This window comes from Streptomyces sp. NPDC047079, from assembly GCF_040643755.1.
GTDB lineage: Bacteria > Actinomycetota > Actinomycetes > Streptomycetales > Streptomycetaceae > Streptomyces.
Genome location: NZ_JBEYUZ010000008.1, coordinates 210,832 through 236,777 on the forward strand (window position 1 = coordinate 210,832; position 25,946 = coordinate 236,777).

Here is a 25,946-nt window from a genome sequence, read left to right on the forward strand (position 1 = left end):
GCGGAGCGTCATGGTCCGCGTGCTACCCCGTGCTTCGGCGCGCTGGCCGTTCGCCCCCAAGGAGGGTCTGAGCGGGGCTGTTTGGCGCGCTGACCGGGTCAGCGGGCCGCGGCCCGCAGCCAGTCGGTGTCGATTACGCCCTCGGCGACGATCACGGCCGGGCCGGTCATCTCGATCCCGCCGTCCGGGTGCTCGGTGATCACCAGCGTGCCGCCGGGCACCTCCACGGTGTACGTCACCGGGGTGCCCGAGACCGCCGGATCGGCGCCGTCACGGCGGGCCGTGGCGACGGCCACCGCGCACGCGCCCGTGCCGCACGAGCGGGTCTCACCGGAACCCCGCTCGTGGACGCGCATCGCGACGTGCCGGGGAGCGCGGTCGACCACGAACTCGACGTTCACCCCGTCCGGGTACACGGCGGCCGGGGTGAACGGGGGCGGGGTGTACAGGTTGCCCGCGTGCTCGAGGTCGTCGACGAAGGCGACCGCGTGCGGGTTGCCCATGTTCACGTTGCGCGCGGGCCAGCTGCGCTCGCCGACGCTCACCGTGACCTCCCCCTCGGGGAGGAGGGCCTTGCCCATGCCGACCGTGATGTCGCCGTTCTTGGCGATGTGCACGGTCTTCACGCCCCCACGCGTGGCGACCGCGAGATCCCCCTCGACCGCGTGCCCCGCGCGCTGGAGGTAGCGCGCGAACACCCGCACGCCGTTGCCGCACATCTCCGCGATCGAGCCGTCCGCGTTGCGGTAGTCCATGAACCACTCCGCCTCCGCGGCCATCTCCTGCGCCTCGGGGTGCGCGGCGGAGCGCACGACGTGCAGCAGACCGTCGCCGCCGACGCCCGCACGGCGGTCGCACAGGGCCGCGACGGCGGCCGGGGGCAGGTCGATGACGTTCTCGGGGTCCGGGACGATCACGAAGTCGTTCTCGGTGCCGTGCCCCTTGAGGAAGGCGATCCGCGTGCTCATTCCTCGATCGTACGGGGTGGCTACGACACTCGGGACGGCTGCCGGGGGCGGACGGCGGGGGCGTGGCCGGGTGCTGCGGTCCCCGCTCGCCGTGGCTCCCGTGGCTCAGCGCAGCCGGGCCACGCGCCACACGGCCAGCACGACCACCGCGGCGACCAGCACGACGTAGGTGAGGATGACCCGCCAGTCCGGGCGCCGCCCGGAGCCGCGCTGCGGCAGGCCCGGCCACGTGTACCCGACCCGGCGCGCGGCCATCATGCCCCAGCCGGCCGCGCAGGAGAAGATCAGCAGACCGAGCATGGCGACCACTGCGCCGCCGTCACCGAACTCGAAGGCCAGCGGGAAGGCGAACATCAAGGAGCCCATCGCCGCCAGCCCCACGATGGGGGCGAGCTGCCAGATCCGCAGCCGGCGCTGCGGGCGCAGCTCGACCTCGACCTCGGGCCCGGTGGACAGTTCGTCCGCGCCCGGCCCGTCGTCGGTCACGCCACCCGGGGGCTCATCATCGGGACCGTCGGAACTGAGCCGCTGGTCCCCGGTCTCCTCGGTGTCATGCTCCGCGCTCTGTGCGGTGTCGCGAGGGCCGGCCTCCATCGCCACGCGCCCTCCCAACTCGGACTCCACTTGGTCGATCGAAGCTCGATGATGGCATGCCGCCGGAGGCCCGGATGACGGCCAAGACGTCCCGATGCCATCACGTGATCAGGCTGTAACCGGTCGTTCGACCAACGCCAGCGCACGCTGCGGAAGTTCCCGCAGGTCCGTCGCGGCGCCGCTCAGCCAGTGCACCCGCGGGTCACGGCGGAACCATGAATCCTGACGGCGCGCGAAGCGTTTGGTGGCGCGCACGGTCTCCGAGTGCGCCTCTTCCAGCGTGCACTCCCCCGAAAGCGCCGTGAGCACCTGCTGGTACCCGAGCGCACGCGACGCCGTGAGCCCCTCCCGCAGTCCCTGCGCCTCCAGCGCGCGCACTTCGTCCACGAGGCCCGCCTCCCACATCCGGTCCACCCGGCGCGCGATGCGCTCGTCGAGTTCGGGTCGCACCACGTCCACGCCGATCTGGACGGTGTCGTAGACCGAGTCATGGCCCGGGAGGTTGGCGGTGAAGGGCTTGCCGGTGATCTCGATGACCTCCAGGGCCCGGACGATGCGGCGGCCGTTGCTGGGCAGGATCGCCTGCGCGGCCCCCGGGTCGGCGGCGGCCAGGCGCGCGTGCAGCGCTCCCGGGCCGCGCAGGATGAGTTCGCCCTCGAGCCGGGCGCGCACCTCCGGGTCGGTTCCGGGGAACTCGAGGTTGTCGACCGCGCCGCGCACATACAGGCCGGAGCCGCCCACCAGGATCGGCCAGCGGCCCTCGGCGAGCAGGGCGTCGATCCGGGCGCGGGCAAGGCGCTGGTACTCGGCCACGGACGCCGTCACCGTGACGTCCCAGATGTCCAGCAGGTGGTGCGGAATGCCACCGCGCTCCTCGGGGGTCAGCTTGGCGGTGCCGATGTCCATCCCCCGGTACAGCTGCATGGAGTCGGCGTTGACGACCTCCCCGCCGAGACGCTGGGCAAGGAATACGCCCAGATCGGACTTTCCGGCCGCGGTCGGTCCGACGACGGCGATGACCCGCGGTGCGGGGGCTGCGCTACTCACCGCAACAGTCTCGCAAACCTGCGGAGGGCACCTCGAACGAGCGATGTGACGCCCCGAATGGCGGGTCGTTGCCTGTTGCGAGATTCCGGTCACCGGTTCGAGAGCGGACTGGCCGGGCCATGCAAACGGGCGCACCGGGTAACGCGGTATTTCGCCCGCACGAGTAACGTATGGAGTTGATATGGGCGTTTTTGCACGGCTTTTCCGGCGGTCGAGGACGACGGAGGAGGCGCGGTCCGCCGTGGCGGAGGCTGCGCAGACGACGGCCGGCACCGAGACCGAGGCGACGGACGAGGACAAGGGAGCGGCCGGGGCCGAGACCGGGTCGAAGACGGCGGCGGAGGAGGCCGCTCCGGCCGGTGACGACGGCGTCGGGATTCCCCGGCAGCAGTCCGCCGCACAGGCCGCGGAGACCGAGGCCGAGGAGGGCGCCCGCACGTAACCGCGCTTCGCAGGGAAGGTGGACCATGGGTCTCGTGGACAACCTGATGGCCAAGGTCTCGAGCTTCGCGCAACAGCACGAGGACAAGGTCGACCGCGGTCTCGACAAGGCCGCGAAGATGATCGACGAGAGGACCAAGGGCAAGTACAGCGGCAAGATCGACACGGGCACGGGCAAGGCGAAGCACGCGGTGGAGCGCCTCGCGCACCGGGGCACCGGCCCCACGGCCGGTGGTGGGCAGACGCCGCCGGGAGCACCGCCCCCGGCGTCCTGACACGGCATGACACATCGGCGGACGGCCGTGAGGCAAAGGGCCTCCCGGCCGTCTGCCGTGTCCATGACCGCGCGCCGACGACATGAGCGGGGCGGCATGAGCCGTGCCTGGCGCTACGACCAGATCGCCACCAGATATCCCACCCCGTACGGCGCGCCGTCGTACAGCAACGCGCCGACGAGGTCGGCGCCCTTGGCCGCGCCCGCGAGGACCTGCCAGGCAGCCCGGCCGGTGGCTTTCAGCTCGTGGGCCAGGTCGACGTCCAGGGACTTCAGGGCAGCCACGTCCGCCGCGCCGAGCGCACGTGCCACGGCGGCGTCGAAGCCGGCGGCGCGCTCGTCCAGATAGCCCGGCGCCTTGACCGTACGGCATGCGCTCCCATCGCCCATGACCAGCAACGCCACCCGCTCGTCCTGCCCGGCCAGTCCCGCCCCCGTCTCGACGCACCGCTCGGGGGCCAGGAGTTCGGGCACGCCGAGCCCTTCGACGGGAGCGTCCGCCCAGCCCAGGCGCTCCAGCAGCCACGCGGCGGCGGCGAGCGAGAGCGGGAGCTCCCGCTCCGGCGCCCCTGGACCCGTCCCTTCGGCGCCCAGCCGTACGTCGACGTCCACGCCGAAGCCGCGGAACGACCCCCGCGTGCCCTGCGGATGCGGCCCGCACCCGCTCTCCTGGGCGGGGCCGACGACCACCAGCCGGTCGGGGCGCGCAGCGGCGAGCACGCCCAGTGCGTCCCTGCACGCGGCGCGGACGCCGTCCAGCTCGGCCGCGGCACCCGCGGCGACCTCGGGCACGAGCAGCGGCGGACAGGGGCAGACGGCGGCGGCGACAAGCATGATCCGCAGCGTAACCCCCGGCGGACGGGGGCACGTCACTCCCGGGCACGCCGAGTCCGTATGCCCCCGCTGCAATCGATCGGCAAGCCGGCACGAGCGCGGCACGGGCATGCGCCGGTCCGCGACCGGCAAGTCCGCGCGGCCTTGACATCCGCGCGGCCTGGCGTGCGCGGCCTTGGCACGCGGGGGGCCTGGGTGTGCGCGCGGCCTTGGCACGTGGGCGGGTCGTCCACGACCGGCAGGCATGCATGCCGAAGCCGGTCCGGGATCTGGTCCGCGCTGCCTCCGTTGATCGCCGGGGACTCGCGCTGAGACCGCATGCCGCTGACGGTCAGTCGCAGCCGCACGCCCCCGCCGTGGCCATGGGCAGCGCCTCCGGAACCCCGATCTTCGGCAGCCCGAGCATGACGCCGGCCGGCTTGGCGGTCTCCGCCGCGTTCCGCTTCGCCCAGGCGTCGCCCGCGTGCGTCCGGCGCACGCCGAGGACAGGGCCCTCCGCGAGCAGGTGGTGCGGGGCGGCGTACGTGATCTCGACCGTCACCACGTCGCCGGGGCGGACCTCCTCCTCCGGCTTGGTGAAGTGGACCAGGCGGTTGTCGGGGGCGCGGCCGGAGAGGCGGTGCGTGGCGCCGTCCTTGCGGCCCTCGCCCTCTGCGACCATCAGCTCCAGGGTCCGGCCGACCTGCTTCTTGTTCTCCTCCCAGGAGATCTCCTCCTGAAGGGCGACGAGACGCTCGTAGCGCCCCTGCACGACCTCCTTGGGGATCTGGTTCTCCATGGTGGCCGCCGGGGTCCCGGGGCGCTTGGAGTACTGGAAGGTGAACGCCTGGGCGAACCGCGCCTCGCGGACCACGTGCAGCGTCTGCTCGAAGTCCTCCTCGGTCTCGCCCGGGAAGCCGACGATGATGTCGGTGGTGATCGCGGCGTGCGGGATGGCGGCCCGCACCTTCTCGATGATCCCGAGGTAGCGCTCCTGGCGGTACGAGCGTCGCATCGCCTTCAGGACCGTGTCCGAGCCGGACTGGAGCGGCATGTGCAGCTGCGGCATCACGTTCGGCGTCTCGGCCATGGCCGCGATGACGTCGTCGGTGAAGTCACGCGGGTGCGGGGACGTGAAGCGGACCCGCTCCAGGCCCTCGATGTTCCCGCAGGCGCGCAGGAGCTTGCTGAAGGCCTCGCGGTCGCCGATGTCGGAGCCGTAGGCGTTGACGTTCTGCCCCAGCAGGGTGATCTCGGAGACACCCTCGGCGACCAGGGCCTCGACCTCGGCGAGGATGTCGCCGGGGCGGCGGTCCTTCTCCTTGCCGCGCAGGGCGGGGACGATGCAGAAGGTGCAGGTGTTGTTGCAGCCGACGGAGATCGACACCCAGGCGGCGTACGCGCTCTCGCGCCGCGTCGGCAGGGTGGAGGGGAACGCCTCCAGCGACTCGGCGATCTCGACCTGCGCCTCCTGCTGCACACGGGCGCGCTCGAGCAGGACGGGAAGCTTGCCGATGTTGTGCGTGCCGAAGACGACGTCCACCCAGGGCGCCTTCTTCACGATGGTGTCGCGGTCCTTCTGGGCGAGACACCCGCCGACGGCGATCTGCATGCCTGGGCGCCCGGCCTTCTTGGGCGCGAGCCGGCCGAGGTTGCCGTAGAGGCGGTTGTCGGCGTTCTCGCGCACGGCGCAGGTGTTGAAGACGACGACGTCCGCGTCGCCGTCCGAGCCCTCGGGCGCGCGCACGTACCCGGCCTCTTCGAGCAGTCCGGCCAATCGCTCGGAGTCGTGGACGTTCATCTGGCACCCGTAGGTGCGAACCTCGTAGGTGAGATTTCCTTGAGCTTCCACTGCCGGGCTCCGGTCGCTGCTGCTGGTCATGGCTCAAGGGTAGGCGGTTGCCGGAGTGGGCCCGCCACGGTCGGTCCCCGTACCCGGCCCCGCTCCCGATCGGCGCCGGTGCTGCCGGAGGCGGCGGTGACCCTGACCGCCCTGCCTGCCTGCCGGCCGGCCGCGCGTACACCATGCAGCTCGGCGTGAACATGGTCAGGCCGGTGTTCGCAACCCCGACGCTGCGCTGTGAGGGCAGCGCCATCCATGTCGGCCGCACCATGGCGACCGCGGAGACCCGGCTCGTCGGAGCGGCCGGCGGCAGGCTGGCAGGCTGTATGCGCACGGGACGGCCACCTGCGCTGTCTTCGCATGGCCGAACAGGTCCTGACACCCCCTAGCCTGGTGGTGTGGTGACCCTCCCGTGAACCCCGTACCCAGGGAGCCCGACGATCTCCTGCGGCCCCTCAGAGCCGCAGGGATCAGGGACGAGCGGCTGCTTGAGGCGGTGCGGACGACGCCCCGGGCGGGATTCGTCCCGGCCGGACAGGTGGCCGCCGCCTACCGGGACGTGCCCGTTGCGATCGGGGAGGGACAGGTCACCACACAGCCCTCGCTGTCCGCCGGGATGATCGAGAGCCTCGCACTGGGCGGGAGCGAGCACGTCCTGGAGGTCGGTACCGGCCTCGGCTTCCAGACCGCGCTGCTGGCCCGGCTGGCCGCCGACGTGGTCAGCATCGAGATGCGGCCGGACATCGCCCGGCAGGCGCGCGCGAATCTCTCACGGCAGGGCACACGGAATGTGGAGCTGCGTATCGGCGACGGCAGCGGTGGTGTGCCGGACCGGGCCCCGTACGACGCGGTCCTTGTGTCGGCCGCGTTCCCGGAGGTGCCCGCGCCGCTGGTCGCGCAGCTACGTCAGCACGGCCGCCTGGTGCAGCCGATCGGGCCCGGCGGGCACGAGCAGGTGGTGTGTTTCGAGCGCACCGCGTCCGGGCTGGCCCAGGTGCGAGTGGTGACCGCGGCCTGCTTCGTCCGGCTGCTGGGACGGTACGGCTTCGCGCCCGACGGTCCGGAAACTCCTTGAGGTCGTCGCGGAGCGGTTCCTACGCCGCCGAGGGCGTCCAGCCCTGGTGGCGGAGCACCGCCGCGACGTCCGGGGCGCGGTAGTGGTCGCCCTTGAGGACCTTCCCGTCCTCCCGGCGGGCGACCGTGCCGTCCGGGCCCATCTTGCTCATGTTGGCGCGGTGGATCTCGGCGATCACGGCGCGAGGTCGATGCCGTGCACGAGGGCCGTGCCGTAGGCCACGTAGACGAGGTCGGCCAGCTCGTGCGCCAGCCGGTCCAGCGGACCGGTGACGGCGACCTCGGCGACCTCGGCGGCCTCCTCGGCGAGCAGCTCGCCGCGGTGCGCGGCGACTTCCGGGGAGACCTCCGTCGGCGCGGTACGGGCGTCGAGCCCGAAGGCGAGGTGGAACCCACGGACGAGGGAGGCGGGCGAAGGGTGCATCCGGCGACCCTACCGGTCACCGCCGCCGCGTCTGTCGTGGTCACCCCGCGCACCCCGCCCTGGTCAGGGGTGCGTGCGGACTGGCAGGATCGCCCGCATGCTTCAGGCACTCCCCCGTATCAGCAGGCGCCGTGCGCTGACGGGCTCGGCGGCCGCCTTCGCGGTCTTCGGGCTGCTGCTGTGGTGGCTGCTGCCGATCGGCGAGGAGTCCCCGAGCGGCACGGTCACCTTCAGTACGGGCACCCCGACCGGCGTCTACCAGAGGTACGGCACGCTGCTCCAACACGCCGTCGCCAAGGACCTGCCGCAACTGGACGTCCGGCTGCTGAACAGCGACGGCTCGCAGGAGAACGTACGGCGGGTGGCCACGGGCCGGGCGGACTTCACGTTCGCCGCGGCCGACGCGGTGGAGACGTACCGGCTGCAGAACCAGCCGGGTGCCGGGCGGCTGCGCGGCTGCGCACGTCTGTACGACGACTATGTGCACCTGGTGGTGCCGCGCTCGTCCCCCGTGCAGTCCGTGGCGGACCTGAAGGGGCGGACCGTCGCCGTCGGGCCGGGTGGATCGGGGGTGCGGCTGATAGCGGAACACGTCCTCGCCGCGGCCGGGCTGGATCCGAAGAAGGACATCACTCCCCGGTCCGACGGCATCGGGACCATGCCCGACCTGCTGAAGCGGCAGAGGATCGACGCGTTCTTCTGGTCGGGCGGGCTGCCCACCAGCGCGGTCACCCAGCTGTCGAGGCAGTTCGACATCCGTCTGGTGCCCATCGGCGGCGATCTGGTGGCGAAGCTCCACGCTCAGGGCGGCGCGTCGCGCTACTACCGAGCCGCGGTCATGCCTGCCGACGCCTACCCGGACACCGAGCAGGGGTCCTCCGTGCAGACCGTGGCCGTCGCGAACCTCCTGATCACCCGGGAGGACATGAACCCGGACCTGACCGAGAAGCTCACCCGCACGGTGATCGACAGCCGTGACCGGATCGGCGCCCAGGTGCACGCGGCCCAGCTGGTGGACCTGCGGACGGCGATCTACACCGATCCGCTGGAGCTGCACGAGGGCGCGCGGCGGTATTACCAGTCGGTCAAGCCGTAGCCGCCGGGCCCCGGCGCGCCGGCACCCCCGGGCGGGCTGCAGCGGAATCTGGGCTTCTTTGCCTTCGCGTGCCGAACGGGTTTCCTGAGGTGCCGGACGGCTTTCTCCAGGGGAGCCGGACAGGTTTGCCCTCGGGAGCCGGACGGGTTCGCCCTCGGGAGCCGGACGGGTTCGCCCTCGGGAGCCGGACGGGTTCGCCCTCGGTAGCCGGACAGGTTCGCCCTCGGGAGCCGGACAGGTTCTCCTCAGGTGCCGGACACGCCGGTCCCGGTGACCGTCCGTGGCACCGTGACCGTCACCTTCAGCCCGTGCGGCTCGTGGCGCGCGTACCTGATCGATCCCCCGCCCGCCGCCAGCAGCGCCCGTGAGATGGACAGCCCGAGTCCCGAGCCCTTGACGTTCTGGTGGGCCGCACTGCGCCAGAAGCGGTCCCCGACGCGGGCCAGTTCCTCGTCGCCGAGTCCGGGGCCGCCGTCGGTGACCACCACCGTGGCCCACTCGCCGTCGGCCGAGACGTCGACCTCGACTCGCTCTCCCTCGGGGGTGAACTTCACCGCGTTGTCGATGACCGCGTCCAGCGCGCTGGACAGCGTGACAGGATCGGCCCAGGCGGTGGTGGCCGGGCAGTTCCCGGCCAGCCGTACGCCCTTGGCCTCGGCGGCCGGGCTCCAGGCCGCGACCCGCTCGGCGGCCAGCGCGCCGACGTCGGTGATCCGCAGGTCGGCCTCGGCGTGCTCGGCGAGCGCCAGGTCGAGCAGGTCGTCGAGGACCTGAGCAAGGCGCTTGCCCTCGGTACGGACCGAGGCGATCTCCTCGTTGTCCTCGGGCAGTTCGAGGGCGAGCAGCTCGATGCGCAGCAGCAGCGCGGAGAGCGGATTGCGCAGCTGGTGGGAGGCGTCCGCGACAAAGGCGCGCTGCTGCTCCAGGACTTCCTCGACGTTGTCCGCCATCTCGTTGAACGACCGGGCCAGGCGCCGGAGTTCCGGCGGTCCTCCGGCGGCCGCGACCCTGGACTTGAGGCGTCCGGTCGCGATGTCGTGGGTCGTCGCGTCCAGGACCCGCACGGGCCTGAGGACCCAGCCGGTCAGGCGCAGCGCCGCGCCCACCGCCAGCAGCATCGCGGCGATCTCCCCGGCGCCGATGAGCAGCCAGCCGTGCAGGATGCTCGACCGCATCTGCCCGGTGGGCGAGTCGGTGACGACCACGGCGACGACATCGCCGTCGCGGATGACCGGGGAGGCGACCACGAGCCGGGTCCGCTGCCAGGGCCACACCTGCTCGGGGTCGTGGCTGCGCCGCCCGAGGAGTGCCTCGTTGAAGGCGTTTCGGCCGTCGCCCTCCTGGGGGAGGTACCAGTCCTCCGGCGCATTGGCCATGGGTACGTCGTCCCGGTAGAAGACACCGGCCCGGATGCCGTAGACGCTGTAGTACATGGCGAGTTCCTTGCGCAGGGTCCCACCGCGCTCGTCCTCCGTCCCCACCCGGGAGCCGTTGCCGGGCCGGTCCGTGACGAACTGCGCGAGGGCCGCGAAGCGTGCCGTGTCGTCGATCCGGTCGACGACGACGCGCTGCTGCTGTGCGGCCGCGAGGCTCACCGCGAGCGGCACGCCGAGCGCGAGCAGAACGGCAGCCATCAGGACGATGAGGAGCGGAAGCAGACGTGTGCGCACCCGTCCCCGCTACGCGGCCGGGGCGACGAGCCGGTACCCGACGCCACGCACGGTCTCGATCAGCGCCGGCATGCGCAGCTTGGAGCGCAGGGAGGCGACATGCACCTCCAGGGTGCGCCCGGTCCCCTCCCAGCTGGTCTGCCAGACCTCGCTGATGATCTGCTCGCGCCGGAACACCACGCCCGGGCGCTGGGCGAGCAGGGCGAGCAGATCGAACTCCTTGCGGGTCAGCTGCACCGCCGAACCGTCGACGCTGACCCGGCGGGTGGGCAGTTCTATGTGCACCGGGCCGAGGCGCAGCACGGTCTCGGTGGCGCCGGTGTCGTCCAGGTGCGGGGTGCGCCGGCTGACGGCGTGGATACGCGCGAGCAGCTCCCCGGTGTCGTACGGCTTGACCACGTAGTCGTCGGCGCCGAGGTTCAGGCCGTGGATCCGGGACCGGACGTCGGAGCGCGCGGTGACCATGATCACCGGGGTGCTGGTGCGCTTGCGGATCTTCCCGCAGACCTCGTAGCCGTCCTGGTCGGGCAGGCCCAGGTCGAGCAGGACCACACCGAAGCCTGCGCCCTCGGGGACCAGCGCCCGGAGGGCCTCCTCGCCGTTGCGGGCGTGCGTGACGTCGAAGCCGTGCCGCGCCAGCACGGCGGACAGGGCGGCCGCGACGTGGTTGTCGTCCTCGACGAGAAGCAGTCTCATGCCGGCCCCCTCCGGTTTCTCGGTACCAAGGTCCCGTTCGGCGTCGGCCTGTACAAGGGCCGGTCCGCACCCTGTACTGGAAAGCGTCATCCACACGAACGAAAGCGTCATCCACACGAACGTGTGCACGCGTGGGCGTGCACCATGGCAGTCACGCCGATGAACAAGGACGGCGTCAAGAGGGTTCCGGTTGCGGACGCCTTCCGTTATTCAGCCGGTACGCGGGTTGAGCACTGCGGCTACGGCATGTGTCCAGCCGCTACCGGATCGTGATGCTCAGATCTCCCTCAGATGTAATGACGCTGGTGGCACCGCGTCATTACTGTCCTCCGAAACCGAGTGAGGACGGAGCCAACCAGCAATGACCGCAGTATCGGTGGCCAAGGACTCGGTGGCCGCGACCGACGAACTGGTCGTCCTGAAGAGCGTCAACAAGCACTTCGGCGCGTTGCACGTGCTGCAGGACATCGACCTGACCATCACCCGCGGTGAGGTCGTCGTGGTCATCGGCCCCTCGGGGTCGGGAAAGTCCACCCTGTGCCGCACCATCAACCGCCTGGAGACCATCGACTCTGGCGAGATCCTGATCGACGGCAAGCCGCTGCCCCAGGAGGGCAGGGAACTGGCCCGGCTGCGCTCCGAGGTCGGCATGGTCTTCCAGTCCTTCAACCTGTTCGCCCACAAGACCGTGCTCGAGAACGTCATGCTGGGCCAGATCAAGGTCCGCAAGACGGACAGGAAGAAGGCCGAGGACAAGGCGCGCGCCCTGCTCGACCGGGTCGGCGTCGGTAACCAGGCGGACAAGTACCCGGCGCAGCTCTCCGGCGGCCAGCAGCAGCGCGTCGCGATCGCCCGCGCGCTGGCGATGGACCCCAAGCTCATCCTCTTCGACGAGCCGACCTCGGCCCTGGACCCCGAGATGATCAACGAGGTCCTGGAGGTCATGCAGCAACTCGCCCGGGACGGCATGACCATGGTCGTCGTCACGCACGAGATGGGCTTCGCCCGCTCGGCCGCCAACCGGGTGGTGTTCATGGCCGACGGCCGCATCGTCGAAGAAGGCACGCCCGAGCAGTTCTTCGCCACCCCACGCAGTGAACGCGCCAAGGACTTCCTGTCGAAGATCCTGCACCACTGACAGTGACGCACAGGCACGTCACCGTGCCGGCACGCATCCGATCTCATCACGGCCGAACCTGCAGAAACGAAGGATTCCACGATGAAGCTCCGCAAGTCCGCCGCCGCAGCCACCCTCGCCGTCCTGGCGCTCACCGTCTCTGCCTGTGGCGGCGAGTCCGGCAACGCCGGTGACCAGCCCGGCGAGACCGGTGGCGCGAGCCGGCCCGCACTGCCGACGTACACCGTCGCGCAGAACGTGAAGATCGACTCGCCCACCCTGAAGAGGGCCCAGCAGGCGGGCAAGCTCGTGATCGGTGCCAAGAACGACCAGCCGTACCTCGGATTCGAGGACACGTCGGGCAAGCGTTCCGGCTTCGACATCGAGATCGCCAAGATGGTCGCCGCCAACCTCGGCTTCAAGCCCTCCCAGCTCGAGTTCAAGACGGTGGACTCGAACGTCCGGGAGACCACGATCTCCAAGGGCGAGGTCGACCTCTACGTGGGCACGTACACGATCAACGACGAGCGCAAGAAGCAGGTCGGCTTCGCGGGCCCCTACTTCATGGCGGGCGCCGACCTGCTCGTCCGCAAGGAGGAGCAGGGCATCACCGGGCCGGACGCGCTCAAGGGCAAGACCGTCTGCTCCATCAAGGGCTCCACGCCGCTCCAGGAGATCAAGAAGCCCAAGTACGGCGCCAAGACCGTCGAGCTGTCCAAGTACTCCGAGTGCGTGCAGCAGCTGCTCAACAACGAGGTCGACGCGGTCACCACCGACGACGCGATCCTCAAGGGCTACGCCGCTCAGCGCCCGACCAAGCTGAAGGTGGTCGGCAAGCCGTTCACCAAGGAGCCGTACGGCGTCGGCATGAACAAGGACGACAAGGCCCTGCGCGACGCGGTCAACGACGCCCTCGAGGCGCACGAGAAGAACGGCGACTACAAGAAGGCGTACGAGGCGACGCTCGGTCTGTCCGGCTCCGCCTACACGGAGCCCCCGGCCGTCGAGCGCTACTGACCCGACGGCGGGACGCCACGACCGCGCCGCCGACGAAGCCCACCGCCACGGACCGGACCCGTCCGCTTCCGTGGCGACGAACCGTCCGTCCCGGGCGCCTCCGCGCGATGCGCCCGGGACCGGAGCCTCCCCGCCCGTACGCCGCCCACGAGGACATCACCCCGTGAATGTATTGCTCGACCATCTCGCGGATTTCCGCGAGGGGTTCATCGGCACCGTCCTGCTGACCCTCGCCAGCGGACTCCTCGCGATGGTGCTTGGTGTCACCATCGCGGGGTTCCGTGTCTCTCCTGTGCCTCCGTTGCGGCTGTTCGGCACCCTCTGGGTCACGCTCTTCAGGAACACGCCGCTGACGCTGCTCTTCCTCGTCGCGTGGTTCGTCGTCCCGGTGATCTTCGTACCGGGGATGAGCCCCTGGACCAAGGCCCTGATCGCGCTCGGGTTCTACACCTCGGCCTTCGTCTGCGAGGCCGTCCGCTCGGGCATCAACACCGTACCCATGGGGCAGGCGGAGGCCGCCCGCTCCCTGGGCCTGACGTTCTCCCAGACACTGCGCCTGATCGTCCTGCCCCAGGCCACGCGGACGGTGCTGCCGCCGCTGAGCTCGATCTTCATCGCGCTGACGAAGAACTCGGCGATCGCGGGCGCGTTCAGCGTCACCGAACTGTTCGGAGTGCAGAAGCTCCTCAGTGACCAGGGCTTCGCCATCGCGTGGATCTTCCTGTGGGTGGCCCTGGGCTACCTCGTCATCACCTTCTTCATCAGCGGCCTCTTCCGACTGCTGGAGCGACGCATGGGGGTCGCACGATGAGTTCGAGTGTTCTGTACGACGCACCCGGCCCCAGGGCTCGTCTGCGCAACCGCCTCTACACGGTGGCGGGTGCGCTGGCCGTACTGGCCCTGATCCTTTTCACCCTGTACCGCATGCACGCCAAGGGCCAGCTCGATCCCGAGGTCTGGAACATCTTCAACAACGCCGGTGTGCGGACCAACATCCGCAACGGCGTGCTGACCACGCTGAAGGTGTTCGCCGTCGCCGGCGCGTTGTCCCTCGTGCTCGGCCTCCTGCTCGCCATCGCACGGCAGTCCGAGCACAAGCCGGTCCGCTGGTTCGCGACGGGATTCATCGAGGTGTTCCGCGCGGTACCCCTGCTGATCACGATCTACGCCCTGTGGGTGGTGTTCCTCACCTACAAGGCCGACCTGGGCGCCATCGGCGACAACACGGCCTTCTGGGGCCTGGTCATCGGCCTGACCATCTACAACGGTTCCGTGCAGGCCGAGGTGTTCCGGGCGGGCTTCAACGCCGTGCCCCGGGGGCAGGTCGAGGCCGCCTACGCGATCGGTCTGCGCAAGTACCAGGTGATGACCACACTGTTGCTGCCGCAGGCAGTGCGCTCCATGCTGCCGACGATGATCAGCCAGCTGGTCGTCACCCTGAAGGACACCTCACTCGGCTACATCATCACGTACACCGAACTCCTCTTCGCCACACGGACGATGGCCAACAACATCATCGTCAACGGGGAGAACCCGTTCACGGCGGTCACCATCGTCGTCGGCGCGATCTACATCGCGATGTGCCTCGCGCTGTCCTCACTCGCCACCTGGCTCGAGCGGCGCGGGCGCCGGGCCAAGACCGGTGTCGTGGTGGCCGCGGCGGCCGAGCCGGCCGAGGCACCCGGGGTGCTCGACGTGACCGACGGCCGCTGACGCCTCCGTCCCACGCCCCGAGGGCGGCACGGCCACGCCGGACAGGCGGGCGGTGCCGCCCTCGAAGCGCGTTCCGCCTCCGCGGACGGCGAGGACCGCCGCGGCAACGATCCCTACGCGGCAATCGAGTTGAGCAAGATATGAGCGGGTCGCTCTCCCGCCGTGCCCGCTCGGAGTGACAGGCCCCGGCGGCCTGCCTGAGTGCGTCCCACTTGACCGAGTGGCACACAGTCTGTTGCATACGTTCTGTGATCGTGCACCCTGCTCCAACTGCCTGTTCCCGTACGTCCCTCAGGACACCGCTCAGGGCAGGGGGCGCCACGCCGTGGACCCGGTGATCATCGTGGGAGCGGGGCCGGTGGGCCTCGCGCTCGCTCTCGCGCTCGCGCGTCAGGAGGTGCCGTCCGTCGTCCTCGACGAGGGCCCCGGCAGGGACGAGCAGCGAGCGGCGCGCACCCTTGTCCTGCGCGAGGACACCACCGCGCTGATGGAACGATTGGCCGGGGCGCCGCTCGCCGGGTCCGGGCTGCGCTGGACCGGGTGGCGGTCGATGCGGCGCAAGCAGGTGACCCGCGAGGTCGTGTTCGCGCCGGCCGACGGCCGGGAAACGGACGGGGCCGGATACGGCGCCACGGAGGGCCGGAGCGGCGCGACCCCGAAACCCGAGATCGTCGGCGGACCGGCCCCGCTGCACATCGCCCAGCATGTCCTCACCGGCGCCTTGCGCGCGGCGGTCGCCCGCGATCGGCTGGTCGAGGTCGCGGTGGAGAGCCGACTGGACTGCCTCGAGCAGGAACCCTCCGGTGTCACGGCGCACACACGCGGCCCCCAGGCCACCTGGTGGCGCGGCAGTTACCTGGTCGGCTGCGACGGGCCGCGCTCGACGGTGCGCAAGCTCCTGGACATCCGCTTCCCCGGCCGCACGGCAGTGGAACGCCATGCCGTGGCGGCGCTGCGCACCGAACTTCCCCGGCCCGGCGAGGCGTTGCTGCACCGGATGCCGCCCTGGCGGACTTCCGGCCCCTCGGGCGGCGAGATCACCGCGCGCCCCCTGCCCGACGGCGTGTGGCGCCTGGACTGGCTGCTGCCACCGGGCAAGGACCTGGTCACGCCCGAACTGCTGCTGGCCCGGGTCCGGGAGACGCTCGCGGGCTGGAACGGGGGCACCACCCCCACCTACGACCTGGTGGACACGGGCGTCCACACCGTCCACCACCGGCTCGCCCGCCGCTGGCGCGTCGGCCGGGTCTTCCTCGCCGGGGACGCCGCGCATCTGCTCGGCGCGCTCGGCACCCAGGGCGTGGACGAGGGGCTCAGGGACGTGGACAACCTCGCCTGGAAGCTGGCGCTGGCCTGGCACCACGGCCCGCGCGAGACACTGCTCGACAGCTACCAGGCCGAGCGCCGCGCCGTGGTCGCGGCCCGGCTGCGCGCCGCCGACCAGGCGCTGCCGTTGCTGCGCAGCGGCGGAACCCTGCGGTCGTACGTCCCCGGGTCCGCGCGCGGCCAGGAGGCGCTGCTCGCGGACGGTCATCTGGGGCGCGGGGCGCTGGGGGCGCCGGGTACGTACGCCGGCTCACCGCTCACGCCCGCTCCGAGCGAGTCGGAGGCGCGGGTGGGCACCGAGCCCGGGGCGGCGGTCGCGGATGTGCGGGTGACGGCCGAGGACGGTTCGTTCGTACGGCTGCGGGACCGGCTGGGGCGCGGATCACTGCTGGTGGTGCTGGTGGCACCGGGCACCGGGGTATGGGAGCGCAAGCACTGGGTGTCGGCCGGGATCATGCCCCGGCTGGCAGCGGCGGTGACGGCCCTGCCGCACCCCGCGGAACTGCTCGTCGCCGAGAGCTACCCGGGCGCGGCCCCCCACACGGTCCTCCTGGTCCGCCCGGACGGTCACCTGGTGACGGCGCTGAGCGGGGTACGGCCGGCGGACCTGTACCGGGCGGCGGAGGCGACGCTGGGCGGCCCGGCGAAGGAACAGGCCGCGGCGAGCGCGGGCTGAGGGGCGCGGGACGCCCGCCCTCGAACACACGGTCAACCTGGTGTCCACATAGTGACGGTGAATTGACCGGTCGACACCCCCATGGTGTACTCCGGATCGTGACCGACACCTGTGTGCGCCTGTGGCGGAGGGTCCATATGGACCTCGTCCGCTACGCGGGCTGCGTGTGTCGCCCGTCCTGCTGATCTCGCTTCCCCCTTCACCCGCGCGCCTCCTGGCACCACCGCGCGCTCCACGCGAATCTCAGGACGGTCCCGTTGTCCGCACACCCTTCTCTCTCCTCGGTCCCCCCGGTCCCATCTCCCCCCGCCTCGTCCGTCTCCGCCTCCGCTCAGGCGCCCACCCAGGCCGAGCTGCTCGACTTCGTACGCCGGACGGCCGCCGACACGGAGCTGATCTCCTCGCTCCCCCTCGACCCGGAGGGCCGTACCTGGGTACGGCTGGAGGGTCCCGGCGGCAGCGAGGCATGGCTGATCGGCTGGCCGCCCGGCACGGGCACCGGCTGGCACGACCATGCCGACTCGGTCGGCGCCTTCGTCACCGCATCGGGCGAACTGAAGGAGAACTCCCTCGCGGCCCGGCTGCCTTCCGACGGCTGGAAGACCCTGGAACTCACCGAGGGGGTGGACCGCGAGCGGCGGCTGCCGGCGGGCAGGGGTCGCTCCTTCGGGCAGCACCATGTGCACGAGGTGCTCAACGAGTGCGCCGACCGCCACGCGATCTCCGTCCACGCCTACTACCCACCCCTGCCGCGCATCCGCCGTTACAGTCGCACAGGTCAGGTACTGCGCCTGGAGCAGGTCGAGCGCCCGGAGGACTGGCAGTGACGTACCGACCCGAAGGCCCCGTCGGCATTGACGTGTTGCTGGAGCAAGTCCGCGCGGACCTCGACCGCGTGGAGGCGAAAGAGGCGTACGAGGCCGCACGCGCCGAGGACGCCCTGCTCGTGGACATCCGCTATGCGGCCCTGCGCGACCGTGACGGACTGATCCCGGGCGCCCTCGTCATCGAGCGCAACGAACTGGAGTGGCGCCTGGATCCACAGGGCAGCCACCGCGTCCCCGAGGCGACGAGCCACGACCTGCGTGTGGTGATCGTCTGCAACGAGGGCTACGCGTCGAGCCTCGCCGCCGCCTCGCTGCGCCAACTGGGCCTGCACCGTGCCACGGACCTGGTGGGCGGCTTCCAGGCCTGGAAGGCGGCGGGGCTGCCGGTGACACCGTAGGCCGTGCCCTTCCCGTGCGTGCGGGTCGGGCCGACATGAACGGCGGTTGCCGAGATCTCGTGGGTGCGGCGAGGTCCGGGCGGGCATCCCACCGGGCGGGCACCCCAGCCCTGAACGCGGTGGGCGCCCCCGCGCGTCCACCGTGTCCACGGGCTCGTTTCCCCGCGCCCGGTCCGGCCGGGCCGCACATCGCTGTCCACCAGGGCCAACGATCGCCTCCCGCCGGGCCGCATGTCGCTTCCGTGCCGCCGAACGGCCCCGCGGGTTCAGAACTCCCCTTCCCCCAGCCCTTCCGTGTCCTCCCCCTCGTCCTCCAGCGCCTGGCGGACCACCCGCAGGGCCATCCCCTCGGGGTAGCCCTTGCGGGCGAGCATGCCCGCGAGGCGGCGCAGACGCTTGTCGCGGTCGAGGCCCCGTGTCGCGCGCAGTTTGCGGTCGACGAGTTCACGCGCGGTGGCCTCCTCCTGCTCGGCATCGAGCTGTCCCACCGCTTCGTCGATCAGCGCGGAGTCCACGCCCTTGGTACGCAGCTCCCGCGCGAGCGCCCGGCGGGCCAGGCCCCGGCCGTGGTGCCGGGACTCCACCCAGGCGTCCGCGAAGGCACCGTCGTCGATGAGGCCCACCTCCTCGAACCTCGACAGCACCTCCTCCGCCACGTCGTCGGGTATCTCCCGCTTGCGCAGGGCGTCCGCGAGCTGCTTCCGCGTGCGCGGTGTCCCGGTGAGCAGGCGCAGGCAGATCGCCCGCGCCCGCTCCACCGGGTCCGCCGGGGGCTCCCCCTTCTCGGCCCTCGACGAGAAAGAGGACCCTCCGTCCTGTGGGCCGTCGGCCGGTTCCCCGAAACCGCGCCGCCGCCCCCGTCCGCGTCCCCCCTGGGCGCGGCCGTCGTCACGCGGAGCGCCCGCAGTCCGGGCATCCGCGTCGCCCCTCATGTCGTCGTACGCCCCGTCGCCGTCCCCGACCGATCCCCCGTCAGCCCGGCTCCCCCGCCCCTGCGGGGCCCCCGGGAAGGCGTACTCGGCCCAGTCGGTTCGTCGTGTCACGGGCTAGCTCTTGGCCGCCGGCGCCTTGGCCTTGGTCGCCTTGGCCGCCGGAGCGGACCCCGTCTTGGCGGCGTCCTCGGCCGCGGGCGTACCGCTCGCCGCGTCCGCGCCCGGCTCGGTGGCGGGCTCCTCGGCACGCACACCGACGCCCAGCTTCTCCTTGATCTTCTTCTCGATCTCGTTGGCCAGGTCGGGGTTGTCCTTCAGGAAGTTGCGCGCGTTCTCCTTGCCCTGGCCGAGCTGGTCGCCCTCGTACGTGTACCAGGCGCCGGCCTTGCGGACGAAGCCGTGCTCGACACCCATGTCGATCAGGCCGCCCTCACGGCTGATGCCCTGTCCGTAGAGGATGTCGAACTCGGCCTGCTTGAAGGGCGGGGCGACCTTGTTCTTGACGACCTTGCAGCGGGTGCGGTTGCCGACCGCTTCCGTGCCGTCCTTCAGGGTCTCGATGCGGCGGATGTCGATACGCACCGAGGCGTAGAACTTCAGTGCCCGGCCACCGGTCGTGGTCTCCGGGGAGCCGAACATCACGCCGATCTTCTCGCGGAGCTGGTTGATGAAGATCGCGGTGGTCTTCGACTGGTTGAGCGCGCTGGTGATCTTCCGCAGGGCCTGGCTCATCAGACGGGCCTGAAGACCCACGTGGCTGTCGCCCATCTCGCCCTCGATCTCCGCGCGCGGGACGAGCGCGGCGACGGAGTCGATGACGATGAGGTCGAGAGCGCCGGAGCGGACCAGCATGTCCACGATCTCCAGTGCCTGTTCGCCGTTGTCCGGCTGGGAGAGGATCAGATTGTCGATGTCGACGCCCAGCTTGCGCGCGTACTCGGGGTCGAGGGCGTGCTCGGCGTCCACGAAGGCGACCTGGCCGCCGGCCTTCTGCGCGTTCGCCACCGCGTGCAGGGTCAGGGTCGTCTTACCGGAGGACTCCGGTCCGTAGATCTCCACCACTCGGCCGCGGGGGAGGCCGCCGACGCCGAGGGCCACGTCGAGCGCGGTCGACCCGGTCGGGATGACCTCGATGGGCTCCTTGGACCGCTCGCCCATGCGCATGACCGCGCCCTTGCCGAATTGCCGTTCAATCTGTGCGAGCGCGGCGTCCAGGGCCTTCTCGCGGTCGGTGCCTGCCATGGGTTCCACCCGGTTTGCTTGAGTCGATCGCTTCACGTCAAAGACGCTAACGCCTGCCACTGACAATGCGCCCCGACGCTCGTCCGGCCTGTGGATAACTCGGGCACTTCTCCAGGAAAACCGTGTCGAAGTCCCGCGGGAGCCGAACCGGAGGCTCCATAAGAATGGATGTTCGATTTTCGTGTCAAGCGCACCGCGCGGCACCTCCGAGCCTACGGGCGCGGACCGACAACCCCGGTGCCCGGCCGCGGCGTAACGCTACTTCCGGGGGCGTACGGCAGGAGCCTCCGGCGGTACGACGACCCGGCGGCCGGTCCCCTCGACGCTGTCCCCATGGACCCACACGGAATCCGCATCCCCGCCACCACCGCCCCGGCCCGCCCGGCCGGCACCGCCCCCGCCCTCATCCTCTCCGGCCGAACGGGCGCCATGTGGCGTGCCGCCCGCCCCTGCGAACGCCTCTGCCTCGCCATCGGCACGGCCCTGGTGCTGTCGGGGCTGGCACACCTGCTGGTGTTCGCCGTCGACGGCGGCCCCTGGGACGGTCCCGTGTCCTGGCGCAAGCCCGTCACCTTCGGACTCTCCTTCGGACTGACGCTGATCGCGGTCACCTGGGTGACGTCGTATCTGCGCATGGGTGCGCGGGCGCGCGCCGTGCTGCTCGCCGTCTTCGCCGCCGACTGCGTCGTGGAGGTCGCCGGGATCACCCTCCAGGCGTGGCGCCGCGTTCCCTCGCACCTCAACACCACCACGCCCTTCGACACCGGGGTCGCGATGACGCTCGCGGTGGGCGGCGGCGTACTGGTCGCCGTGCTCTCGGTGTTCGCCGCCGCCGCGTTCCGGCACCGGCCCGACGGCCCCCCGGGCATGCCGCTCGCGCTGCGCTCCGGCTTCGCGATCCTTCTCGTGGCGCTCCTGGCGGGAGCGGTGATGATCGCGCGCGGGGTCCTGCTGTCCCGCACCGGGCACCAGCAGGCGGCGTACCACTCGACGGCGCCGCTCAAGCCGCTGCACGGAGTCGGCCTGCACGCCGTGCTGGTGCTGCCCGCACTGGCCTGGCTGCTGTCCCGCACCGCCTGGAGCGCCGCCGCGCGGCAGCGCATTCTGCGCGCGGCGGTCGGCGGTTACACGGCAGCCGTGCTCGGCGCCACGGTCTGGGCGGCGCTCACCTGGTGAGCCCCGGCCGGCGGAACTCAGGCGGGTGAGTCCCGGCCGCGGTGCTCAACGGGTGAAGAGCCCCCGCACGCGCACGGTGAGGTTTCGGGAGCCGCGGCTCCGGTGCCCGTGGACCCGCGGGTCGTCCGTGACGGCGTACCGCTTCACATACGCCCCCAAGAACGCCTGGAGCGTCGCCACCGCGGGGATGGCGATCAGCGCGCCGACCGCGCCGAGCAGGGCGGTGCCCGCGATGACCGACCCGAAGGCGACCGCGGGGTGGATGTCCACGGACCGCGCGGTCAGCTTGGGCTGCAACATGTAGTTCTCGAACTGCTGGTAGACCACGACGAAGGCCAGCACCCACACCGCGTACCAGGGGTTGACGGTGAAGGCGATCAGCATCGGAAGGGCGCCCGCGAGATAGGTGCCGATGGTCGGGATGAACTGCGAGACCAGACCGACCCAGACGGCGAGCACGGGCGCGTACGGAATGCCCAGCGCCTCCAGCAGGACATAGTGCGCTATGCCCGAGATGAGCGCCATCAGGCCGCGCGAGTACAGATAGCCGCCCGTCTTGTCGACCGCGATCTCCCAGGCGCGCAGCACCTCGGCCTGGCGGGCGGGCGGCAGCACCGAGCACAGCGCGCGCCGCAGCCTCGGCCCGTCGGCGGCGAAGTAGAACGAGAACAGCCCGACCGTCAGCAGCCGGAAGAGACCGCCCAGCACCTGCGCGGAGACGTCCAGCACACCGGTGGCGCTGTTCTGGACGTACTTCCTGAGCCAGTCGGAGTGGATCAGGCTGTCGCGTACGTCCACGCGCCTGAGCTTGGTGTGGAATGTCGTGTTGATCCAGTTGATGACGGAGTCGAGGTAGGCCGGGAAGCCCTCGGCCATCTTGACGATCTGGCCCGCGAGCATCGAGCCGAGCAGCGTGACGAATCCGGCCACGGCGACCGACAGACCGAGGAAGACCAGGAAGGTGGCCAGTCCCCGGCGCAGGCCCCGGGAGGCCATCCAGCTCACCGCGGGCTCGATGGCGAGCGCCAGGAAGAACGCGATGAGGATGTTGATCAGCAGGCCGGTGAGCTGGTGGAACGCCCAGCTGCCCAGCTGGAACACGGCGATGAGGGCGAGCGCCAGCACCATCGCGCGCGGCAGCCAGCGCGGCATGCGGGCGCCCGGCACGGCGCCGTCACCCGCCGGGGGGCGGGCGGGCGGGGGCGCGCCGAGGTGCGGCGCTTGCTGCTGGTCGACCTCTGCGGTCTCGTCTTTCGGGGCCACGGAGCAAGTCTCCCCGACGCGACCGACAATCGGGTACCGCCTGCGGATCTTCGGGCGGCTTCAGCGCTTCTCGTGCGGGATGTCCATGGTCGTGCACACCACACGCCACACGTCCTTGGCCGCCCAGCCGGCGTCCAGCGCCTGGTGCACCGTACGACCGCCGAGCCCCGCCATCACGTGGTCACGCGCGAAGGTGTCGGCGTACGCCTCACCGAAGTGATCCGCCATCCTCTGCCAGAAGACCGTCAACCGCATGACTCCAGTATCCCGCCCTGAGGGTGGGCCCTGTCCGGGACCGCTTGCCAAGCCCGTGTTCCGCCCTACGGTCTGACCCATGGCCGAATCCGGAGCATCCCCACTCCCCGCTGCGCCCCCGGCGCACACCCCGCTCTCCCGCGCCGAGCACTTCATCTGGCTCACCGCGCGCGTACTGGAGCAGCGCCGCTTCGCGTACCACTTCCTGGACGGCGGCGCCGACCCGGTGGAGACCGCGCTGGCCGCCTACCGCAACGAGGACGAGGGGTACGGTCATGCCCTCGAGCCCGACCTGCGGGGCCCGGTCAGCCAGCCCCTGCACACTGCGCACGCGCTGCGCGTCCTGGACTCGATCGGGCGCTGCGGCGGACAGCGGGTGGAGCGCATGTGCCGCTATCTGACCGCCGTGTCGACACCGGACGGCGCCCTTCCTGCGATCCATCCCAGCCAGCGCGGTTATCCGGCGGCTCCCTTCGTGCCGATCGTCGACGATCCGCCGAGCGACCTTCTCGCCACCGGGCCCGTGGCGGGTCTGCTGCACCGCAACGAGGTGTGGCACGCGTGGCTGTTCCGGGCCACCGACTTCTGCTGGCAGGCGATCGAGTCCTTGCGGAAGACGCACCCCTACGAGGTGGAGGCGGCGGTGGCGTTCCTGGACTGGGCGCCCGACCGGTCGCGCGCGGAGGCGGCCGCCGACCGGCTGGGCCGCCTGGTGCGGGAGCAACGGCTCGCATGCCTGGAGCCCGGCCGTCCGCTGGCCTACCCCGTAGCGCCCGGATACGCGCCGGGCGAGCACCACTTCCCGTACGACTTCGCGCGTACGCCGGACTCCCTCGCGCGCGCGTGGTTCACCGACGAGGAGATGGCCCGCACCCTGGACCACCTCGCCGGCGAACAGCAGCAGGACGGCGGCTGGCCCGTCCGGTGGCGCCAGTGGGCTCCGGGCACGGCCCTGGAGTGCCGCCCCATGGTGACCATCGAGGCACTGCGCACGCTCCGGGCGTACGGTCGGGGCATCGGCTGACACCCCTGGGAGGGCGGGCCGGTCGTTCAGCCCGTCAGGGCGCGCAGGCCCGCCGTCACCACGACCGCGGCGGCCACGACGACCAGGAACGGGGCCCGCAGGAGCAGGGCGACGGCGGCCGCGGCGAGCCCCGCCGCCCTGGCGTCCAGCACCAGGGCACGGCCGTCGGCGAAGGTCTGCTGGGCCGTGAGGGCGGCCAGCAGGGCGACGGGCAGCAGGGCCGCGAGCCGCTGGACGAGCGGCCTTTCCAGGACCCCGGCCGGAACGAGCAGACCGAGGAGCTTGACGGCATAGCAGCCGACGGCGGTGACGCCGATCGCGATCCAGACGTTCAACGGTCTTCCCCCTGTGCTTCATCGGCCTTACGCACGGCATCGGCCTGTGCGCCCCGAGCGGTCGCCTTCCTCCGGCGGCCCTCCAGGAAGAGGACGGCCGGGGCCGCCAGCGCCGCCGCCAGGACCGGGACTCCGGCGGGCAGGACCGGCAGCAGCCCGAGCCCCAGCACGACGGCCGCCCCCGCCACGACACGCTCCGTCGCCGTCCTCAGCATCGGCGCGAGCAGCGCCAGGAAGACCGCGGGCCCTGCGGCGTCCAGACCCCACCCCCTGGTGTCGCCGATGGCCCGCGCGCCGACGGCGCCCAGCAACGTGGTCAGGTTCCACAGCACGTACAGGGTGAGGCCGGTCACGGTGAAGCCGATGCGGACGCTCCGCCGGGTCGGCTGGGCGAGCGCCACGGCGGTGGTCTCGTCGATGACCCACTGGGCGGCGAACGGCCGCAGGGCGCGCGGGAGGGCAAGCAACTGCGACAGGCGCAGCCCGTAGAACGCGTTCCGCATGCCCAGGAAGAAGGCGCCCGCGGCCGCCGTGAACGGGTTGCCCCCGGCCGCGAGCGCGCCGACGAGCGCGAACTGCGAGGCGCCTGTGAACACCAGGAGGCTGAGCGCGCACGTCTGCATCAGGGTGAGACCGCTGCCGGCCGAGGTCACCCCGAAGGCGAAGCCGGACAGGCCGACGGCCACCCCGACCCCGAGGGCGTCCCGGACGACGGCGGCGTCCGGCTTTCCGCCGTCCGACCTGTGTATGTCCGCGAGAGCGGTCTGTTCTGCCACGACCGGGACGGTAGGGGCAGTCACTGCCCCGGGTCTTGTACGTTCTTGCGCCGCGCAACCCGGTCGGCGTCCGCCCTGCGCTCGCGCTGGTACGCCCCCGGCGGCACGCCCACGATCCGTGTGAAGTGACGGTTGAGGTGTGGCTGGTCGGTGAAACCGACCTCGACGGCCGCCTGGGCGGGCGCGGTCCCGGCGTCCAGCAGGCACCGGGCCCGGCGGACGCGGGCGTCGGTCAGCCAGGCGTGCGGGGGCATGCCGTAGGTGTCGCGGAAGGCGCGCAGCAGCGAGAAGGGGCTGGTGCCGAGGTCGGCGGCGAGCCGTTCCAGGGTCGGGGGGTGCGCCATCCGTTCCTCGAGCACGGCACGCGCGCGTGCGGCGGCACGGGCTCCCGCGGTGCGCACGGCCCGCTGCGGCATCGTTCCGCCGTTGAGCCGCAGCAGCCGGGTCACGGCGACCCGCAGCAGGGTGTCGGCGGCGAGCGCGTTGCCCTCGTCCGCGGCCCGGAGCACCTCGTGGACCAGACCGACGGTGTACGGATCCTCGAGCACGGGGCGTGCGAAGCCCGGGTTGCCCCGGATGGCCGTGGTCTCGGCGGCGATCTCGGCCACCAGCTGCGGCGACGGGTAGACGGCCCCGTACCTCCAGCCCTCCGGCACGCCGGCCCGGCCCGTGTGCGTGGTGTCCGGGTTGACCAGCGCCAGCGCTCCGGGGCCCGCGTACTGGTCCGAACCGCCGTGGTGGAAGATCTCGACGCCGTCGGCGATGGCCGCGATGACGAAGTTCTCGTGGGTGTGCCGCACGAAGGTCTTGCGGATGTAGCGGGCCCGCAGCAGGTCGACGCCCGGCAGTTCCTCGTACTGCCAGTGCCGCGCCCGCTCCCTGGAACCTGCCACAGCCCCATTCTGCGGCACGGCACGGCGGACCCTGCC

The 25,946-nt window shown here is 71.6% G+C and carries 28 protein-coding genes and 1 pseudogene; 14 read left to right on the forward strand and 15 right to left on the reverse strand.

Annotated features, from left to right (window positions below):
• Positions 1–98: 98 nt before the first annotated feature.
• From dapF to miaA, 3 genes are all read right to left on the reverse strand, one after another.
• Positions 99–968 carry a diaminopimelate epimerase gene (gene dapF / locus ABZ823_RS14220; protein ID WP_361658614.1) on the reverse strand — a complete coding sequence of 290 codons (870 nt, stop codon included), beginning with the start codon at positions 966–968 and terminating at the stop codon, positions 99–101.
• A 105-nt stretch (positions 969–1,073) separates the two neighbouring features.
• Positions 1,074–1,562 (reverse strand): hypothetical protein, encoded by a 489-nt coding sequence (locus ABZ823_RS14225; protein WP_361658749.1) that lies wholly within the window; start codon positions 1,560–1,562, stop codon positions 1,074–1,076.
• 108 nt (positions 1,563–1,670) lie between these two features.
• Complete coding sequence (miaA, locus tag ABZ823_RS14230; protein WP_361658617.1) at positions 1,671–2,609, reverse strand: tRNA (adenosine(37)-N6)-dimethylallyltransferase MiaA; 939 nt, start codon at positions 2,607–2,609, stop codon at positions 1,671–1,673.
• 241 nt (positions 2,610–2,850) lie between these two features.
• Between miaA and ABZ823_RS14235 the strand changes: the two genes are divergently transcribed.
• Both ABZ823_RS14235 and ABZ823_RS14240 read left to right on the forward strand, forming a co-directional pair.
• Positions 2,851–3,051, forward strand: coding sequence for a gliding motility protein (locus ABZ823_RS14235; protein WP_361658619.1), 201 nt, complete (start codon positions 2,851–2,853; stop codon positions 3,049–3,051).
• Between the two features lie 25 nt (positions 3,052–3,076).
• Positions 3,077–3,325, forward strand: a complete 249-nt coding sequence (locus ABZ823_RS14240; RefSeq protein WP_361658622.1) for an antitoxin — start codon at positions 3,077–3,079, stop codon at positions 3,323–3,325.
• A gap of 113 nt (positions 3,326–3,438) precedes the next feature.
• Here ABZ823_RS14240 and ABZ823_RS14245 read toward each other — a convergent pair whose 3' ends face one another.
• Both ABZ823_RS14245 and miaB read right to left on the reverse strand, forming a co-directional pair.
• Positions 3,439–4,158, reverse strand: coding sequence for a class III extradiol dioxygenase subunit B-like domain-containing protein (locus ABZ823_RS14245; RefSeq protein ID WP_361658625.1), 720 nt, complete (start codon positions 4,156–4,158; stop codon positions 3,439–3,441).
• Between the two features lie 331 nt (positions 4,159–4,489).
• Positions 4,490–6,019 carry a tRNA (N6-isopentenyl adenosine(37)-C2)-methylthiotransferase MiaB gene (gene miaB, locus ABZ823_RS14250; protein ID WP_361658627.1) on the reverse strand — a complete coding sequence of 510 codons (1,530 nt, stop codon included), beginning with the start codon at positions 6,017–6,019 and terminating at the stop codon, positions 4,490–4,492.
• Between the two features lie 373 nt (positions 6,020–6,392).
• Between miaB and ABZ823_RS14255 the strand changes: the two genes are divergently transcribed.
• A complete protein-coding gene (locus ABZ823_RS14255; protein WP_361658630.1) occupies positions 6,393–7,055 on the forward strand; it encodes a methyltransferase domain-containing protein in 663 nt (220 codons plus the stop codon).
• Positions 7,056–7,074: 19 nt separating this feature from the next.
• Here ABZ823_RS14255 and ABZ823_RS14260 read toward each other — a convergent pair.
• A pseudogene (locus ABZ823_RS14260) lies at positions 7,075–7,478 on the reverse strand (MazG nucleotide pyrophosphohydrolase domain-containing protein).
• Positions 7,479–7,575: 97 nt separating this feature from the next.
• Between ABZ823_RS14260 and ABZ823_RS14265 the strand changes: the two are divergent.
• Positions 7,576–8,574 carry a TAXI family TRAP transporter solute-binding subunit gene (locus ABZ823_RS14265; RefSeq protein WP_361658633.1) on the forward strand — a complete coding sequence of 333 codons (999 nt, stop codon included), beginning with the start codon at positions 7,576–7,578 and terminating at the stop codon, positions 8,572–8,574.
• A 245-nt stretch (positions 8,575–8,819) separates the two neighbouring features.
• Here the strand turns inward: ABZ823_RS14265 and ABZ823_RS14270 are convergent, their stop codons facing one another.
• Together ABZ823_RS14270 and ABZ823_RS14275 are read right to left on the reverse strand one after the other, a co-directional pair.
• A complete protein-coding gene (locus ABZ823_RS14270; protein WP_361658636.1) occupies positions 8,820–10,244 on the reverse strand; it encodes a HAMP domain-containing sensor histidine kinase in 1,425 nt (474 codons plus the stop codon).
• A 9-nt stretch (positions 10,245–10,253) separates the two neighbouring features.
• On the reverse strand, positions 10,254–10,940 hold the full coding sequence (locus ABZ823_RS14275; RefSeq protein WP_234513584.1) for a response regulator transcription factor: 687 nt from the start codon (positions 10,938–10,940) through the stop codon (positions 10,254–10,256).
• A gap of 361 nt (positions 10,941–11,301) precedes the next feature.
• On the opposite strand from ABZ823_RS14275, the gene ABZ823_RS14280 reads away from it, so the two are divergent.
• The 8 genes from ABZ823_RS14280 to ABZ823_RS14315 all read left to right on the forward strand — a co-directional run bounded on the left by ABZ823_RS14280 (position 11,302) and on the right by ABZ823_RS14315 (position 18,014).
• Positions 11,302–12,078 (forward strand): amino acid ABC transporter ATP-binding protein, encoded by a 777-nt coding sequence (locus ABZ823_RS14280; RefSeq protein WP_361658639.1) that lies wholly within the window; start codon positions 11,302–11,304, stop codon positions 12,076–12,078.
• An 81-nt stretch (positions 12,079–12,159) separates the two neighbouring features.
• On the forward strand, positions 12,160–13,074 hold the full coding sequence (locus ABZ823_RS14285; RefSeq protein WP_361658642.1) for a glutamate ABC transporter substrate-binding protein: 915 nt from the start codon (positions 12,160–12,162) through the stop codon (positions 13,072–13,074).
• Positions 13,075–13,237: 163 nt separating this feature from the next.
• The gene (locus tag ABZ823_RS14290; protein ID WP_361658645.1) at positions 13,238–13,885 is read left to right on the forward strand and encodes an amino acid ABC transporter permease; all 648 of its coding nucleotides are present in this window, start codon (positions 13,238–13,240) and stop codon (positions 13,883–13,885) included.
• Entirely contained in the window at positions 13,882–14,787 is a 906-nt protein-coding gene (locus ABZ823_RS14295) for an amino acid ABC transporter permease (RefSeq protein WP_361658649.1), read from the forward strand. Before ABZ823_RS14290 ends, ABZ823_RS14295 begins: the two co-directional genes overlap by 4 nt.
• Positions 14,788–15,112: 325 nt before the next feature.
• Positions 15,113–16,789: an FAD-dependent monooxygenase gene (locus ABZ823_RS14300; RefSeq protein WP_361658652.1), complete on the forward strand. Its 1,677-nt coding sequence runs from the start codon at positions 15,113–15,115 to the stop codon at positions 16,787–16,789.
• Between the two features lie 113 nt (positions 16,790–16,902).
• A complete protein-coding gene (locus ABZ823_RS14305; RefSeq protein ID WP_309544753.1) occupies positions 16,903–16,974 on the forward strand; it encodes a putative leader peptide in 72 nt (23 codons plus the stop codon).
• A gap of 168 nt (positions 16,975–17,142) precedes the next feature.
• A complete protein-coding gene (locus ABZ823_RS14310; protein ID WP_361658752.1) occupies positions 17,143–17,616 on the forward strand; it encodes a cysteine dioxygenase in 474 nt (157 codons plus the stop codon).
• Positions 17,613–18,014, forward strand: a complete 402-nt coding sequence (locus ABZ823_RS14315) for a rhodanese-like domain-containing protein (RefSeq protein ID WP_361658654.1) — start codon at positions 17,613–17,615, stop codon at positions 18,012–18,014. Before ABZ823_RS14310 ends, ABZ823_RS14315 begins: the two co-directional genes overlap by 4 nt.
• 266 nt (positions 18,015–18,280) lie before the next feature.
• Here the strand turns inward: ABZ823_RS14315 and recX are convergent, their stop codons facing one another.
• Together recX and recA are read right to left on the reverse strand one after the other, a co-directional pair.
• Positions 18,281–19,057, reverse strand: a complete 777-nt coding sequence (gene recX / locus ABZ823_RS14320) for a recombination regulator RecX (RefSeq protein WP_361658657.1) — start codon at positions 19,055–19,057, stop codon at positions 18,281–18,283.
• A 3-nt stretch (positions 19,058–19,060) separates the two neighbouring features.
• Positions 19,061–20,188, reverse strand: a complete 1,128-nt coding sequence (gene recA / locus ABZ823_RS14325) for a recombinase RecA (protein WP_361658660.1) — start codon at positions 20,186–20,188, stop codon at positions 19,061–19,063.
• Positions 20,189–20,617: 429 nt separating this feature from the next.
• Here recA and ABZ823_RS14330 point away from each other — a divergent pair, with 429 nt between their 5' ends.
• Positions 20,618–21,364, forward strand: a complete 747-nt coding sequence (locus ABZ823_RS14330) for a hypothetical protein (protein WP_361658755.1) — start codon at positions 20,618–20,620, stop codon at positions 21,362–21,364.
• 45 nt (positions 21,365–21,409) lie between these two features.
• On the opposite strand, the gene ABZ823_RS14335 is transcribed toward ABZ823_RS14330, so the two are convergent.
• Together ABZ823_RS14335 and ABZ823_RS14340 are read right to left on the reverse strand one after the other, a co-directional pair.
• On the reverse strand, positions 21,410–22,627 hold the full coding sequence (locus tag ABZ823_RS14335; protein WP_361658663.1) for an AI-2E family transporter: 1,218 nt from the start codon (positions 22,625–22,627) through the stop codon (positions 21,410–21,412).
• Between the two features lie 60 nt (positions 22,628–22,687).
• Positions 22,688–22,882 carry a DUF3046 domain-containing protein gene (locus ABZ823_RS14340; RefSeq protein ID WP_361658665.1) on the reverse strand — a complete coding sequence of 65 codons (195 nt, stop codon included), beginning with the start codon at positions 22,880–22,882 and terminating at the stop codon, positions 22,688–22,690.
• 79 nt (positions 22,883–22,961) lie between these two features.
• On the opposite strand from ABZ823_RS14340, the gene ABZ823_RS14345 reads away from it, so the two are divergent.
• On the forward strand, positions 22,962–23,906 hold the full coding sequence (locus ABZ823_RS14345; RefSeq protein ID WP_361658668.1) for a hypothetical protein: 945 nt from the start codon (positions 22,962–22,964) through the stop codon (positions 23,904–23,906).
• A 26-nt stretch (positions 23,907–23,932) separates the two neighbouring features.
• Here ABZ823_RS14345 and ABZ823_RS14350 read toward each other — a convergent pair whose 3' ends face one another.
• From ABZ823_RS14350 to ABZ823_RS14360, 3 genes are read right to left on the reverse strand one after another with little or no spacing between them, the layout of a single operon-like run.
• Complete coding sequence (locus tag ABZ823_RS14350) at positions 23,933–24,241, reverse strand: AzlD domain-containing protein (RefSeq protein ID WP_361658670.1); 309 nt, start codon at positions 24,239–24,241, stop codon at positions 23,933–23,935.
• Positions 24,238–25,017: an AzlC family ABC transporter permease gene (locus ABZ823_RS14355; RefSeq protein WP_361658673.1), complete on the reverse strand. Its 780-nt coding sequence runs from the start codon at positions 25,015–25,017 to the stop codon at positions 24,238–24,240. The genes ABZ823_RS14350 and ABZ823_RS14355 overlap by 4 nt, the downstream gene beginning before the upstream one ends.
• 20 nt (positions 25,018–25,037) lie before the next feature.
• Positions 25,038–25,910 (reverse strand): AraC family transcriptional regulator, encoded by an 873-nt coding sequence (locus ABZ823_RS14360; RefSeq protein ID WP_361658676.1) that lies wholly within the window; start codon positions 25,908–25,910, stop codon positions 25,038–25,040.
• Positions 25,911–25,946: the final 36 nt, after the last annotated feature.

Coding starts and splice junctions, on each gene's coding strand:
- dapF (WP_361658614.1), bottom strand. CDS start 968: ATGAGCACGCGGATCGCCTTCCTCAAGGGGCACGGCACCGAGAACGAC.
- ABZ823_RS14225 (WP_361658749.1), bottom strand. CDS start 1,562: ATGGAGGCCGGCCCTCGCGACACCGCACAGAGCGCGGAGCATGACACC.
- ABZ823_RS14240 (WP_361658622.1), top strand. CDS start 3,077: ATGGGTCTCGTGGACAACCTGATGGCCAAGGTCTCGAGCTTCGCGCAA.
- ABZ823_RS14245 (WP_361658625.1), bottom strand. CDS start 4,158: ATGCTTGTCGCCGCCGCCGTCTGCCCCTGTCCGCCGCTGCTCGTGCCC.
- miaB (WP_361658627.1), bottom strand. CDS start 6,019: ATGACCAGCAGCAGCGACCGGAGCCCGGCAGTGGAAGCTCAAGGAAAT.
- ABZ823_RS14265 (WP_361658633.1), top strand. CDS start 7,576: ATGCTTCAGGCACTCCCCCGTATCAGCAGGCGCCGTGCGCTGACGGGC.
- ABZ823_RS14275 (WP_234513584.1), bottom strand. CDS start 10,940: ATGAGACTGCTTCTCGTCGAGGACGACAACCACGTCGCGGCCGCCCTG.
- ABZ823_RS14280 (WP_361658639.1), top strand. CDS start 11,302: ATGACCGCAGTATCGGTGGCCAAGGACTCGGTGGCCGCGACCGACGAA.
- ABZ823_RS14285 (WP_361658642.1), top strand. CDS start 12,160: ATGAAGCTCCGCAAGTCCGCCGCCGCAGCCACCCTCGCCGTCCTGGCG.
- ABZ823_RS14295 (WP_361658649.1), top strand. CDS start 13,882: ATGAGTTCGAGTGTTCTGTACGACGCACCCGGCCCCAGGGCTCGTCTG.
- recA (WP_361658660.1), bottom strand. CDS start 20,188: ATGGCAGGCACCGACCGCGAGAAGGCCCTGGACGCCGCGCTCGCACAG.
- ABZ823_RS14330 (WP_361658755.1), top strand. CDS start 20,618: ATGTGGCGTGCCGCCCGCCCCTGCGAACGCCTCTGCCTCGCCATCGGC.
- ABZ823_RS14340 (WP_361658665.1), bottom strand. CDS start 22,882: ATGCGGTTGACGGTCTTCTGGCAGAGGATGGCGGATCACTTCGGTGAG.
- ABZ823_RS14345 (WP_361658668.1), top strand. CDS start 22,962: ATGGCCGAATCCGGAGCATCCCCACTCCCCGCTGCGCCCCCGGCGCAC.